A 14,671-nucleotide genomic window follows, 5' to 3' on the forward strand; every position below is an offset into this window, starting at 1 on the left:
TAATGAAAAAATTAAGTTACTTTTTTGTACTGATGTTTTTGGTTTCTTGTACAAGTAATACCATTTTCGAAAAACCAGAAGACCTAATTCCTAGAGATACAATGAGTCTTTTAGTTCAAGAAATGATGATTGCTTCTTCGTCTAAATTTGTTAAAAATAAAAACTTAGAAAAGAACATAAATTATATGCCTTTGGTATATGAGCGATTTCGAATAGATAGCGCTCGTTACCAAACTAGTAATTTATACTATATGTCTAAAATAGATTTGTATAGAGAAATTTTTACTGATGCAAAAGCCAATTTAGACAAACAAGTTGCTTATTATAATGCTATTAAAAAAGAAAAAGACTCGCTTAGAAAAGACTCTATTTCTAAAGTAAAAAGCATAAAAATAAAAAAGGATTCAATTAAAAAACAGAAAATAATAGAAAAGGATAAAGATGCCAGCTTATTAAAAGGTTTAACCCCTAATTAAGATAATTTTTACAAACATTTTCTATCGTTTTTTCTATAGATTTAAACTTATAATTTAAGGTTTTTTCTATTTTTTCTGATGAATATTCTGAAACAGAATGTGCAGATTTTGCTGAATATTTACTCAACAAAGGTTCTTTACCCGTAAATTTAGAGATTAACCAAGCAATTCGCCAAGAAATAGCAGTTTGCCAAGGTTTTATTCTTATTGATGGTCGTTTTTTACCAAAAGCATCTGCAATGCCATCAAAGATTTCTTTATAAGTTTTGTTTTCTGCAACCAGAATAAAACGTTCGTTTTTAACATCAGCATTCATTAGTAAAATCATTGGTTTTACAACATCTTGTACAGAAACAAAACCTGTTTTACCTTCTGTATAATACTTAAACCCATTATAAACTTGACTAAATAATTTGCCTGAACCTGCATTAAAAAAACCACTTCCTAAAATTACACCTGGGTTTACAACTACAACTTTAATACCTTCTTGGCTAGCTCTCCAAACTTCCATTTCTGCACCAAATTTTGTAATAGAATACCCACTATTATCTTGTTCTTTATTCCATTCATTTTCTTCGTTAATTAATTCTCCATTTAAAGAATCACCAACTGCAGCAATAGAACTTACAAAACATAATTTATCAATTTTAGCAGCAATACAAAGGTTTACAAGATTTGCAGTTCCGTGAATATTTACCTTTCTCATTTTTCTATAATCCTTAGGATTAAAAGAAATAAAAGCTGCACAATGATAAACGTTTTTCACGTTTTCAAAGACAGGCAACATAGAAGGTATGTCTGTAATATCTGCTTTAAACCATTCTATTTTATCAAACAAAAAAAGATCAGCAGTGTAAAAAGAAAAGACTTTTTTTACTTTTTTTAAAGAAGATTCTGTTCTGTAAATTGCTTTAATTTTATCGTTCTCTAAACATAAATGATATAATAAATGCGAACCCACTAAACCTGTACCTCCAGTAACTAAAATCATAGAACGAATTTAGCATATTTTAGTTGATAAACTTATATTTGCCAACTGATAAATTGATTAGAATGACAAACTTTGTAGAAGAATTACGTTGGCGTGGATTATTACATGATTTAATGCCAGATACAGAAGAATATTTATTAAAAAATAAAACCGCTGGTTATATTGGCTTTGATCCTACTGCAGATTCTTTACATATTGGTAGTTTGGTTCAAATTTTAATTTTAAAACACTTTCAAAATGCAGGGCACAATCCTATTGCTTTAATTGGTGGTGCAACTGGTATGGTTGGTGATCCTTCTGGTAAATCTGCAGAAAGAAATTTACTAGACGAAGAAACTTTAGCTAAAAACATTGCAGGTGTTAGAGAAAATTTAGAACGTTTTTTAGATTTTGATGCAACTGCAGAAAATAAAGCAGAATTAGTAAACAATTACGATTGGATGAAAGATATTTCTTTAATCGATTTTGTTAGAGATACAGGTAAACACATTACTGTAAATTACATGATGGCTAAAGATTCTGTAAAAAAGCGTTTAAGCTCAGAATCTTCTGTAGGTATGAGTTTTACAGAATTTACATACCAACTTTTTCAGGGTTACGATTTTTATCATTTATATAAAGAGAAAAATTGTAGACTGCAAATGGGTGGTTCTGATCAGTGGGGAAATATTACTACAGGTACAGAATTAATTCGTAGAAAAGCCCAAGGTAAAGCGTATGCAATTACAGTGCCTTTGGTTACAAAAGCAGATGGTACAAAATTCGGAAAAACAGAAGGTGGTAATGTTTGGTTAAATGCAGACAGAACATCGCCTTACAAATTTTACCAATATTGGTTAAATTCTTCGGATGAAGATGCAGAAAACTTTATCAAAAAATTTACTTTTTTAGACAAAGAAACTATTGAGAGTTTAATTGCTGAGCATAAAGAAAATCCGCATTTACGTTTATTACAGAAAAAATTAGGTGAAGAAGTTACTATCATGACACATGGTAAAGAAGCTTATGAAAATGCTTTAAAAGCTTCATCTATTCTTTTTGGTAAATCTACTTCTGATGATTTAAAATCGTTAGACGAACAAACATTTTTAGATGTTTTTGATGGTGTACCACAAGCAACAGTTTCTACAGATGATGTTGCAGAAGGTTTAGATATGATTGGTGCTTTGGCTGCAAAAACAAACTTCTTAAAATCGAATGGAGATGCAAGAAGAGCGCTTAAAGAAAATGCCATTTCTGTAAATAAAGAAAAAGTAAACGATAGTTTTACAATTACCAAAAACGACTTAATTGCTAATAAATATGTGCTTTTACAAAGAGGTAAAAAGACCTATTTTTTATTAATTGTTGAATAACTGTTCCTTTTAAAAACAGTACTTTTATTAAAACATTCATTTGTCATATCGACTTTATGGAGAAATCTCATTTTTGATTGATGCATAAAAATTGGCTTTACATATTTTCCTTTTTTCTTTTGATGAATTGCTCGTCAAAAGAAGAGGAAATTTATGTTCCAATTCCTTATAGTTTAGAAATTCCTGAATTATTTGCAGACAAATTAATTGCACCAATAATACCCACAAACAACCCTCTAACAGAAGAAGGTGTTGCTTTGGGTAAAAAGCTTTTTTTTGATAAAATTCTTTCTGGTGATGAAACTCAGTCTTGTGCAAGTTGCCATAATCCGCAGAAAGCATTTACAGATGGTTTGCAATTTAGTGCAGGAATTGATGGTTTTCTAGGAACCAGAAATGCAATGCCATTATTTAATTTAGCTTGGAATTTCGATGAACTTTTTACTTGGGATGGACAAGAATTTGGTATCGAAAATCAAGCTTTAGAACCAGTTTCTAATCCTATAGAAATGCATTCTGATTGGAAAAATGTAGCTCAAAAATTACAAAATAGTTCAGAATATGTAACTCTTTTTAATCAAGCTTTTGGTACATCAAAAATAGATTCTACAATGGTTGTAAAAGCAATTGCACAATTCGAAAGAACTTTAATATCTGCAAATTCAAAATTCGATAGGTTTTTGTTAGGAGAAGCTACATTAACAGAAGAAGAACAAAATGGTTTTGATGTTTTTATGGATGAAGCAAGAGGAGATTGTTTTCATTGTCATGGAAGCAACAACAATCCTCTTTGGACAGATAATCAATTTCATAACAATGGTTTAGACGCTACTTTTTCTGATTTAGGCTTGGGAGTAGTAACTGGAGATCCTGCAGATAATGGAAAATTTAAAACGCCATCAATTCGAAATTTAACTTTTACAGCACCTTATATGCACGATGGCAGGTTTGCTACTTTAGAAGAAGTTATCAATCATTATTCAGAAGGATTGCAACCATCAGCAACAATAGATCCATTAATGAAAAAAGTAAATGAAGGTGGAGTACATTTAACAACACAAGATAAAACCAATTTAAAAGCATTTTTGCTTACATTAACCGATACTGAATTTATTACTAATCCTGCTTTTCTAAGATAAAAATTAATAGAGATACTTAAAAAGTAATGTTAAATCATTAAAATCAATAGCTTTATTTAACTTACTAATAACTTTAGGTGGTGTAATACATTAGTTAAATCGTATATTTGTGGGCAATTTAGATTAAATCTACTTAAAATTATGATAAAAGTTTCAGACACAGCAAAAAAGAAAGTCATTGAGCTAATGACAGATGATGGTTTTGACGCGCAAAAAGATTTTGTACGAGTTGGCGTTAAAAGTGGTGGTTGTTCAGGTTTATCTTACGATTTAACTTTTGATAAAAACCAATATGAAAATGATAAGGTTTTTGAAGAAAATAACGTAAAACTTATTGTTGACAAAAAAAGTTTTTTATACTTAGTAGGCACAACTTTAGAATATTCTGGAGGTTTAAACGGAAAAGGTTTTGTGTTTAACAACCCAAATGCAAATAGAACTTGTGGGTGTGGGGAGAGTTTTTCACTATAAACTAAGTTCAAAATTTAAAGTTTAAGATTTAAAATTATGCCAACTGTTAAAATGTTCGAAGATTTAGAAATTTGGAAACTTTCTAGAATTCATTTGTAATGACATTAATACAGTTGCAAATAATACAGAATTAAAAAAAGATTACAGATTATATAATCAAATAGATGGTTCTTCTGGTTCAATTATGGATAATATTGCAGAAGGATTTGAAAGAAATGGGAATAAAGAGTTTATTCAATTTTTATCAATAGCAAAAGCATCTTGTGGAGAAACAAGGTCTCAATTATATCGAGTTTTTGATAGAAATTATGTAAATGAAAAAGATTTTAATAAATTAAAAGAACAAGCACTTGTATTAAGTAAAATGATTGGTGGTTTTATCAGTTATTTGAAAAATAAGTGATTTCAAAGGAAGTAAATATAAAAGTTAACAAGCCAACTTTGAATTTTAAATAAAGAACTTTGAACAATGAAGTATACAGAAGACGATTTAGAACTAGAATTAAAAACCAAAGAGTACGAATATGGTTTTTATACTGATATAGAAAGTGAAACCTTTGCAAAAGGGTTAAATGAAGATGTTGTTCGTGCAATTTCTAAAAAGAAAAATGAGCAAGAATGGATGACAGAATGGCGACTTGAGGCTTTTAGAGTTTGGGAGAAAATGACTGAACCAGATTGGGCTAACGTGAAATATCCGAAGCCAAATTTTCAGGAAATTGCTTACTATTCTGCACCAAAAAAGAAACCTAAATTAAATTCTTTAGACGAAGTTGATCCAGATTTATTAGAGACTTTTAAGAAATTAGGTATCTCTATAGATGAGCAAAAGAAACTAGCAAACGTTGCAGTAGATATTGTAATGGATTCTGTTTCTGTAGCTACAACTTTTAAGAAAACATTGGGAGAAAAAGGAATAATTTTTATGCCAATTTCAGAAGCAATTCAAGAACATCCAGAATTGGTAAAAAAATATTTAGGAACAGTTGTACCTACTACAGACAATTTTTACGCAGCATTAAATTCGGCTGTTTTTTCTGATGGATCTTTTTGTTACATTCCAAAAGGCGTTAAATGCCCTATGGAATTATCAACTTATTTTAGAATAAATGAAGGTGGAACAGGTCAGTTTGAAAGAACTTTAGTAGTTGCAGATAAAGGTAGTTACGTTTCTTATTTAGAAGGATGTACTGCTCCTCAAAGAGATGAAAACCAATTACATGCTGCTGTTGTAGAATTAATTGCAATGGATGATGCAGAAATTAAATATTCTACTGTACAAAACTGGTTTCCTGGTGATGAAAACGGAAAAGGTGGAGTTTTTAACTTTGTAACCAAAAGAGGTTTATGCGAAACAAATGCAAAAATTTCTTGGACACAAGTAGAAACGGGTTCTGCTGTAACATGGAAATATCCTTCTTGTATTTTAAAAGGAAACAATTCTGTAGGTGAATTTTATTCGATTGCAGTGACTAATCACTTTCAACAAGCAGATACAGGAACTAAGATGATTCACTTAGGTAAAAACACAAAATCTACTATTATTTCTAAAGGTATTTCTGCTGGTCAATCTCAAAACTCATACAGAGGTTTAGTTCAGATAAATTCTAGAGCAGAAAACGCTCGTAATTTCTCTCAGTGCGATTCTTTATTGATGGGTAATGCTTGTGGTGCACACACTTTTCCTTATATAGAAGCCAAAAATAAATCGGCTCAAATAGAACACGAAGCCACTACAAGTAAAATTGGTGAAGACCAATTATTTTACTGTAATCAACGTGGTATAGATACAGAAAAAGCAATTGCTTTAATTGTAAACGGATTTAGTAAAGAGGTATTAAATAAATTACCAATGGAATTTGCTGTAGAAGCTCAAAAATTATTGGAAATTTCTTTAGAAGGTTCTGTAGGATAAAAAATTAAAAAAATATTAAATAAATAAGATATTGTTATTATGTTAAAAATTAACAATTTACACGCTTCAATCGAAGGGAAATCAATTTTAAAAGGATTGAATTTAGAAGTAAAAGCTGGTGAAGTTCACGCAATTATGGGGCCAAATGGTGCAGGTAAAAGTACTATGGCAAATGTAATTGCAGGTAAAGAAGAATATGAAGTAACAGATGGTATTATTGAGTTAAATGGTGAAGATATTAGTGAGTTAGCTCCAGAAGAAAGAGCACATAATGGCGTGTTTTTATCGTTTCAATATCCTGTAGAAATCCCTGGAGTTTCTGTAACCAACTTTATTAAAACTGCCATAAACGAAACAAGAAAAGCAAAAGGTTTAGAAGACATGCCTGCAAAAGACATGTTAAAAATGATCAGAGAAAAATCTGAATTGTTAGAAATAGATCGTAAATTTTTATCGCGTTCTTTAAACGAAGGTTTTTCTGGTGGAGAAAAGAAACGTAACGAAATTTTTCAAATGGCAATGTTAGAGCCTAAATTAGCCATTTTAGATGAAACTGATTCTGGTTTAGATATTGATGCTTTGCGTATTGTTGCAAATGGTGTAAACAAACTAAAATCTAAAGACAATGCTGTAGTTGTAATTACACACTACCAGCGCTTGTTAGATTATATAGTACCTGATTTTGTACACGTTTTATACGATGGTAAAATTGTAAAAACCGGTGATGCTTCTTTAGCACTAGAATTAGAGGCTAAAGGTTATGACTGGATTAAGCAGGAATTGGTGTAAATAAGTTTGCAGTAGCAGTATTCAGTTTACAAAACTGCCTACTGAAACTGAAAACTGAAAACTGAAAAGATGGAATTAAAAGATAAAATACTATCATCATATGTAGCTTTTGAGAATGATGTAAACATCGATTCTGATGTGCATGATATTAGAACAGAAGCACTAGAAAATTTTGAAAAATTAGGTTTCCCAACCAAAAAGTTGGAAGCTTGGAAATACACTTCTTTAAACGCAATTTTAAAAGAAGATTACAGTATTTTTCCTAACAAATGTACAGCTGTAGAATTAGCGGATGTAAAAAAGTATTTTATACACGATATAGACACTTATAAAGTTGTTTTTATTGATGGTAAATACAGTCCGTTTTTATCTGAAACAACACACGATACAATAGACGTTTGCTTAATGTCTGCCGCTTTTTCTAAACCAAAATACAAACCTGTAATAGAAAAGTATTTTAATAAAGTAGCAAAGCAAGACAATTTAACGTCTTTAAATACAGCTTTTGCAAAAGAAGGCGCTTACATTCACATTCCGAAAAATGTAGAAGTACAAAAGCCTATACAAATCATTAATTTTTCTACCTGTGCAGATATTACAACAATGGTGCAGCCAAGAAACTTAATTGTTGTAGAAGAAAATGCACATGTTCAAATTATAGAACGTCATCAAAGTTTAACCTCTAACGCAGTTTTATCTAACGTAGTTACAGAAATTTTTGTTGATAAAAGTGCTACTGTAGATGTTTATAAAATTCAAAATGATGATATAAACGCTTCTTTGATTGATAATACTTATGTAGATCAAAAATCGAATAGTGTTGCTTCTGTACATACGTTTTCTTTTGGTGGTAACATCACTAGAAACAATTTGAACTTTTATCAAAATGGAGAACACATCGATTCTATTTTAAAAGGAGTTACTATTATTGAGGGTAAACAACATGTAGATCATCATACTTTAGTGCATCATATAGAGCCAAATTGCGAATCTCATCAAGATTATAAAGGAATTTATGATGAGCGTTCTACAGGTGTTTTTAACGGAAAAGTTATCGTTAATAAAGAAGCTCAGAAAACCAATGCTTACCAACAAAATAACAATGTTTTAGTAAGTGATAAAGCTACAATTAATGCAAAGCCTCAACTAGAAATTTTTGCTGATGATGTAAAATGTTCTCATGGTTGTACCATAGGTCAATTAGATGATGATGCTTTGTTTTATATGCAACAAAGAGGAATTCCACAAAAAGAAGGTAAAGGATTATTGATGTTTGCTTTTGCGAATACAGTGTTAGAAAGTGTAAAAATTCCTGAGGTAAAATCTAGAATCACAAAACTAATTGCTAAGAAATTAGGTGTTAACATTGGTTTTGATTTATAAGCAAATCAGTTCAATTTTATTGTAAATGCGCTAAAATAAAGTTGCTTTCTATTATAATTTTGTAATGAATTAATTAAACCATTACATTATGAACAAATCAATAAAATTAATATTACTTATAATCGGAATTATTTTATGTGCTTATGGAGTTTACACCATAGTACAACCAGAAACACAAGTTTCTATTGGTGATTTAGACTTACTAGAAGCTCAAGATAACACAAACGCTTATGTAATTTTAGCACTTGGTGTTGTTGCTGTAGCTTTAAGTTTGATAAAAGGTAAGTAATAAAGTTATAGATATATTAAATAAAACCACTCATATTCTGAGTGGTTTTTTATTGTTTTAAATCATCAATAAAAACCCAGTAAATCTTTGCTTTTATTTCTTTTTTAATATTTTCTGAAAGCGAATTATACTCTTGCTGATATCCTTTTTGAGTATAATTATCTCTAAACTCATTAATAATATTTTTAGTTAAGGAGATAACTTCAAAATAAGCCTTAAAACTTGTATTGTTATTAAATGTTATTATAAATGGTGAAACACCTTCATGTTTTATTTTATCAACTATAATAGTTCTTAATTCTTGTTTAGAAATTGAATCGTTTTGGTAATAAAATTTACCATTATCTAAAATTTCAATTTTAATAGGTTTAGACTTAATTTCTTCTAGTTTGTAATCATTAAGTTTATTTTCAAAGAACTTTTTAGATCTAAAATAAAACGGTTTTTGCTCATCTTTTAAAGAGTAATAGATTTTTTGAACTCCTTGGTTTTGTAAAATTTGATGAATTTGTTTTACATCCTTCATTTTTAAATCTTTATCAATATGAAGAATATAATTAAAATAGGGCTTTAAAGCTTTTGGGTATCTACCTTTAAAAAATTCTATTATTTCAGATAAGGTCTCTGATTTTGAATCTGAATAATTAACATCAGCCTTAACAATTATTGTATTGTTAACCTCTTTAAAATAAAGGTTAAAATACAACGATCTGTCTCTAGGTGATTTATTATAATACCTAGAAGTAACCCTATCTATTTTATAATTATACAACCTATTATTTGATAAAATAGCTTTATTAATTGCATCATTATCAATAATTTCAATTTTAGAAAGGGTAAACGTTAACAGTAAAATAGAAGTTATAAAAACTAAAAATATTTTTAATTTCTGATGCTTTAAAAACGGCCTTAAAGACATCCACATTTGTCCTATAAATACGATAATAATTAGGTAAATTACATATTCAACTTCTGCCAATAAAAACTGTGATTCTAAACTAAATGCTAAAAGACCAAAAACAAAAGCTATTCTACAAAACCAGTTTAAAAAACCCCAATTGGTAACCCTTTGTAAACCTAGAATACTTCTTCTCTTAATACTATTTTTCTCAAAAAACTTCTTTGGTGTATTTGTAAAAAATTCAAAAATGATAGAAAAGGAAAAATTAACTGCAATAAAAGCAACAAAAAAACTGTAAAAATTCTTTTGACTTTCTGTTAGCAGTATTAATTCATAATTGTTTATCTGAGCATCTAAAACTGATAAAAGCTTGCTCATTAGTTTTAAAAAAGCATAAAAAAATAAAGAAATAAAAACGCCTAAAAACCCACCAATAAATATTTTCTTTTTAGAAATATGTATTGAAAAATTTCTTCTGTTGATATAACCTTTTTTTAGCATCATTTTTTATTTATAAATATAGTTTATTGGGTTGATTTTATTTTATTTATGTTAAAGTAGCTTATTTATTAGAGGTAAAAACCTACTGTTTGTTACAAGAAAGAAAAAACCACTCATATTCTGAGTGGTTTTTTGGTTTAGCTTAAATTATTTTCTTGATAACTAAACTCAAAGACTTTGTCTTACTCCATAAAGTTAATTTATCTTTTGTTTTATCGCTTAACTCAAAATCTTTAAAAGCTTGTTTTAATTCAAATAGAATATCAACTAATTTTTTAGTATTTCTTAAAGGCTTTTCATTCATATTTGCAATCATAGCATTCAATAAAACTAGCAAGTTTCTATTATGATTTTTCGAGATATTTAATAGATTTAAAGTTAATAAATCTGTAAAGCGCTTAAAAGAACCATATTCATTATACTGCAATTTACCTAAAACACGACCAAATAACTCAGTTTTAAAATTATTTTCTGACACAGCTTTAATCCAAATTTCTGCGGCTAATTCTCTAGAAACTTTATCACTACATAAAAAACTAGCTGCTAAAAATAAATATACACTTTCTTGATAATCTTTTCTACACCAGATATCAAATAAACCTTTTAAAATATTTACCATATTTTTTTTGTTGGTTTCACTTGTAAAAGTAGATTCACTCAAAACATATTTTACAACTTGTTGTAAAAACACTTCAGGATTATTAGGCGCTAAATTCAAAAATTTCACATCATCTTTTGGTGTGATTACTGTTTCATATTGTCTTTTGTTAAAGCGAATATAGCTGTACATACTTACAATACTGTTTTCTTTTTTAGGGTTTAAGTACGATTTTATTTGCTGTATAAAAGTCTCTTTTATTTTTTCTTTTGTAGTAAAAAAACGAATCTCTTTTTTCTGAATAGTTTTATATACATTTTTTCTTTTTTCATAATCGTATACATTATAAATATGATCTTGTAATTTACAATCCCATTTATAATCTGTAGTTTCTTTTTCTAACTTATATTCAAAAGTCTCTTTAAAGTAATTTATATCGTCTGAATTCTTCTTACATAATACTGCTTGCATCCAAACATCTTTTCTTAGAACATTAGCTTCTTTTAATGGTAAAAAATTATAAAAATACTTAAGTGTTTCTTGAATCTCTTTGTTTCTAATCTCATTTATTTTATGAAGTAAAGAATCATCAAATTCATTTAAAGGTAATCTTGCAATTGCAATTTGTATATCATAAGGGTTAATTTTTATAGTACTATTTTCATATTTTTTTATTCTATCAATCAAGATTTCTGGAGCAACCCAACAAGGATAATGAGTAGGTGTTGATAAAAATTCTAATGCCATTTTAGCTTGAATAAGCTTTTTTGATGCTATAAATAAAGATTGATGTATATGATAAACTCGATTATTGATAGATTGATATTCAATCTCTTTTAAATTCCCTTTATAATGCCTAAAAAAGTTCTCTTTTTTTAACTTTTGGATTTTATTGGTTTTGTAATTTTTAAAATTTTGAAGCTCATTAGCATACTTTTCCATCAAAATTTCTGAAAAATCATTCAAATAGTAAGCAGCTTTAAATTCAAGTTCTCCTATTTGACTATTCCTATTCTCAAAACTAAAAGTTAAATCTAATGCTCTTTTAAAAATAGGCTCTAGTTTAGATACATTTTCGCTATTGATTAATAAATTTAATCTTGGAGCATAAGATAAAAACAAATCAATATGATGTACACCATTATTATCTAATACTTGACTTACAAAAAACAATAACTCATCAAAAGTTGAGTATACTTCTACTCTATTTGATTCTGTTAGTATTTGGGTACTCAATTCTTCTTCTATAGCTAATTCATCTTCTTCAGAACCTTCAATAAAAACACTCAAAACTTTTTTAGAAGAATAAAATAATGATTCTTGATATAGATTTACTTCATCTTTTAACTCAACAGAATCGATATTGCCATATTTAGAAATTATTTTAGAGGCTCTTAATTGAATTTTATCATCAACATTTAATAAAGCTTCTGTAGTTTTCAAACAAATATCTTCAACTAGTTTATTGTTAGATTTTGCAATTTTATCTAATAAAATTAAAGTAGAATTTACTACAGATTTTGTTTCTGAATTTAATAAAATAGAACAATTTTCTATAAAATTTAGTTGCTGAAACTTTTTTAAATTACCTACTTTTTTAAAAAATCTTAAAACTGTGTTAACAACCTTTGAATGTGGCGAATTTAATGCAGAAAAAAGTTCGTTTTGTAAAGCTAAAACTTCATCATTTGTTGGAGCTAATTTTATAAATAGGTCAAAAAACCAACCAGTTAAATTTTGATTAAAATTTTTTGTTGATGTTAATATAGATGCTTCTAAAACTTTATTTCTATCCAATTTTTTAGCTTCTACTAAATCAATAAAAGTATCTATCCAGACATCATTTTTTTTATTATAATTATTTAATCTATAATTAATGTAATTATTATTTATGGATGAATCTTCTTCAAAAATTAACCAAATATGTTCATTTAAAGTTACTGAATAACTCTCTAAAACCTCTGGCGTATAACTATTTACATTAATACCATTTATAGTTTTACTATCTATAATTGCATTTGGTAATTTACTAACTATTAAATTGTTAGAAGGTTCTAACAAACCTTTACTCATTAAAAACATTGTTTTTAAATAATCTAAAGACCAGGAATTTTCTTCATTTATAAGGTTGCTATACCAATTAGGAACATACCAAGGAATTATATCATTTATATACTCATCACTTGTAATTATATTAACCGAGTTCCAAAATGCTTTCTTAAAATCAGTTTTGTTATAACAAACAAAACATACTTTTGTTATTAAATCTCTTTTTTCTATTGAATGTTTATCCTTACGAGAAAAAGATAAACCCCATTTCGATTTTTCTTCTACAGTATATGTTTCAAAAATTTGTTCTTTGTATTTTTTTAGAAAAGGAACTAATGCTTTTTTCTCTTTAAAAGTTATTTTTTTTAAAAAAGGAATTATTTCTTTTTCTTTCTCTTGATGAATAATCTGTTGTAACTCTTTTTTTAATTCATCAATCATACTTCACCTTTTTCTTAACTGCTAAAATATGTTTACAAACCCCTCTTTCTCCTTGATTCTTACTATACCAAATACATGTACATTTTTGAATATCACCTTTTAAAATAACATAATGTAAAACTCCTGAACCTTCCACTTTAGCCTCTATTTCATTATCATTGTGTAAGGTAATTTCTACTTTATTCTCTTGTAGTAATTTTTCAGCACCTTTTAATCTTGGGTTGAGGGATAAGATTCTTTCTAATTTAAATGGTAATCTTCTGTAGAAAAATCCATTTTTGGCCAAATCATAACCCAACAATCCCATTGCTGAAAGTTTTATTGATAAATTTTCGATTTTAGAAACATCTATATTTTCTTCAAAAGCCATTAAAGTAGGATTAAATTCTTGATTTGTAAATGAATAATTATCAAATGCTTTTACTAAAGAGTCGGGTAAATCTTCTATTAATGACTCTAATGCTGCCCCTTCTCCAGAAAAGCCACGCCAAAAATCTCTAGAAACTGAAAACACAAAATTCAATTCTTTAAAACCTAAAATAAAAGTTACAGACTGTGAATCTTTGTGAGGATAAATATCTAAACTATTTATTAAAGGAATTAAAGGTTGCAGCAATTTTAATCGGTGAATACCACCAATACAAATTGCAGTCTTTGATTTTAAAGGTGAAAACAAATATTTATTACCTCTTTTAATTAAAAAATAATCTGTTTTAACTTTACCAGAAGGAATTGTTTTAAATAATTGAATGGCTTGAATTCTATTCAATTTTAGACCATATTCAGATTCAGAAAAATAATGCTGAACCGTTGTTAAACCCTTTATCCATTTACTAGGCAAAGGTACTTTTCGTTCTATAAAACTTTCGCCTTCTTTATGAAAACCAACTTCTTTTTGACCAACAGAAAGTACTAAATCATCATTTTTTTTTATTTTTCCTAATTCAGAAATAAGCGGTGTGTTAAAATCGACATTTGTTGTTCCGTTTTCAATAAATTCTCCATCTTGACCATTTTCTAGAATATCAACTCTTGCATAAACACCTGCACAATGAGAAAACCCCTCAAAACGAATCTGATTATTACCTGCTGTTACAATTGGATCTTTTAGCAAAGCCATTTGAAATGGCGATAAATTAAAACTAGATTGTACAACGTTAGACAAGGTGATTAAACATCTTGATAATTCGTAAGGATTGTTTAATTTACCCCAAAAAAAGCAAGGTGAATTTCCTTTTTCAACTTCATTAAATTTAGATAAAAGTAAGTTCTCATTACCATTTTTATTCTCAATAGTCGATGCTGAATTGTATTTGTAACTTAAAGATTCTGTTGCCAATTTTTTTGTTAAATGTAATAAAATCTCTTTAAAA

The 14,671-nt window shown here is 28.1% G+C and carries 12 protein-coding genes and 1 pseudogene; 9 read left to right on the forward strand and 4 right to left on the reverse strand.

Going from position 1 to position 14,671, the window contains the following annotated elements; all coding sequences use genetic code 11:
• The first annotated feature begins 2 nt into the window (after positions 1-2).
• On the forward strand, positions 3-476 hold the full coding sequence (locus BW723_RS04695) for a DUF4296 domain-containing protein (protein WP_068361579.1): 474 nt from the start codon (positions 3-5) through the stop codon (positions 474-476).
• Here the strand turns inward: BW723_RS04695 and BW723_RS04700 are convergent.
• The gene (locus BW723_RS04700; protein WP_068361576.1) at positions 469-1,467 is read right to left on the reverse strand and encodes an NAD-dependent epimerase/dehydratase family protein; all 999 of its coding nucleotides are present in this window, start codon (positions 1,465-1,467) and stop codon (positions 469-471) included. The two genes, BW723_RS04695 and BW723_RS04700, sit on opposite strands and share 8 nt — an antisense overlap.
• A 62-nt stretch (positions 1,468-1,529) precedes the next feature.
• Here BW723_RS04700 and tyrS point away from each other — a divergent pair, with 62 nt between their 5' ends.
• From tyrS to BW723_RS04740, 8 genes and pseudogenes are all read left to right on the forward strand, one after another.
• Positions 1,530-2,822 (forward strand): tyrosine--tRNA ligase, encoded by a 1,293-nt coding sequence (tyrS, locus tag BW723_RS04705; protein WP_068361574.1) that lies wholly within the window; start codon positions 1,530-1,532, stop codon positions 2,820-2,822.
• Positions 2,823-2,944: 122 nt separating this feature from the next.
• Positions 2,945-3,961: a cytochrome-c peroxidase gene (locus tag BW723_RS04710; protein WP_068361571.1), complete on the forward strand. Its 1,017-nt coding sequence runs from the start codon at positions 2,945-2,947 to the stop codon at positions 3,959-3,961.
• Between the two features lie 141 nt (positions 3,962-4,102).
• Complete coding sequence (locus BW723_RS04715; RefSeq protein WP_068361569.1) at positions 4,103-4,432, forward strand: HesB/IscA family protein; 330 nt, start codon at positions 4,103-4,105, stop codon at positions 4,430-4,432.
• A 36-nt stretch (positions 4,433-4,468) separates the two neighbouring features.
• Positions 4,469-4,863, forward strand: a pseudogene (locus BW723_RS04720) (four helix bundle protein).
• A 38-nt stretch (positions 4,864-4,901) separates the two neighbouring features.
• Entirely contained in the window at positions 4,902-6,347 is a 1,446-nt protein-coding gene (gene sufB / locus BW723_RS04725; RefSeq protein WP_068361566.1) for a Fe-S cluster assembly protein SufB, read from the forward strand.
• Between the two features lie 39 nt (positions 6,348-6,386).
• Positions 6,387-7,136, forward strand: coding sequence for a Fe-S cluster assembly ATPase SufC (gene sufC, locus BW723_RS04730; protein ID WP_068361563.1), 750 nt, complete (start codon positions 6,387-6,389; stop codon positions 7,134-7,136).
• Between the two features lie 69 nt (positions 7,137-7,205).
• Entirely contained in the window at positions 7,206-8,519 is a 1,314-nt protein-coding gene (sufD, locus tag BW723_RS04735; RefSeq protein WP_068361560.1) for a Fe-S cluster assembly protein SufD, read from the forward strand.
• Positions 8,520-8,607: 88 nt separating this feature from the next.
• A complete protein-coding gene (locus BW723_RS04740; protein ID WP_068361557.1) occupies positions 8,608-8,808 on the forward strand; it encodes a hypothetical protein in 201 nt (66 codons plus the stop codon).
• Positions 8,809-8,857: 49 nt separating this feature from the next.
• Here BW723_RS04740 and BW723_RS04745 read toward each other — a convergent pair whose 3' ends face one another.
• From BW723_RS04745 to BW723_RS04755, 3 genes are all read right to left on the reverse strand, one after another.
• Entirely contained in the window at positions 8,858-10,213 is a 1,356-nt protein-coding gene (locus BW723_RS04745) for a hypothetical protein (protein ID WP_076686336.1), read from the reverse strand.
• A 139-nt stretch (positions 10,214-10,352) separates the two neighbouring features.
• Positions 10,353-13,298: a DUF6493 family protein gene (locus BW723_RS04750; RefSeq protein ID WP_068361551.1), complete on the reverse strand. Its 2,946-nt coding sequence runs from the start codon at positions 13,296-13,298 to the stop codon at positions 10,353-10,355.
• The gene (locus BW723_RS04755; RefSeq protein ID WP_068361548.1) at positions 13,291-14,637 is read right to left on the reverse strand and encodes a hypothetical protein; all 1,347 of its coding nucleotides are present in this window, start codon (positions 14,635-14,637) and stop codon (positions 13,291-13,293) included. The genes BW723_RS04750 and BW723_RS04755 overlap by 8 nt, the downstream gene beginning before the upstream one ends.
• Positions 14,638-14,671 lie beyond the last annotated feature (34 nt).

Origin of the sequence: Polaribacter reichenbachii (assembly GCF_001975665.1) — a bacterium.
Lineage (GTDB): Bacteria > Bacteroidota > Bacteroidia > Flavobacteriales > Flavobacteriaceae > Polaribacter > Polaribacter reichenbachii.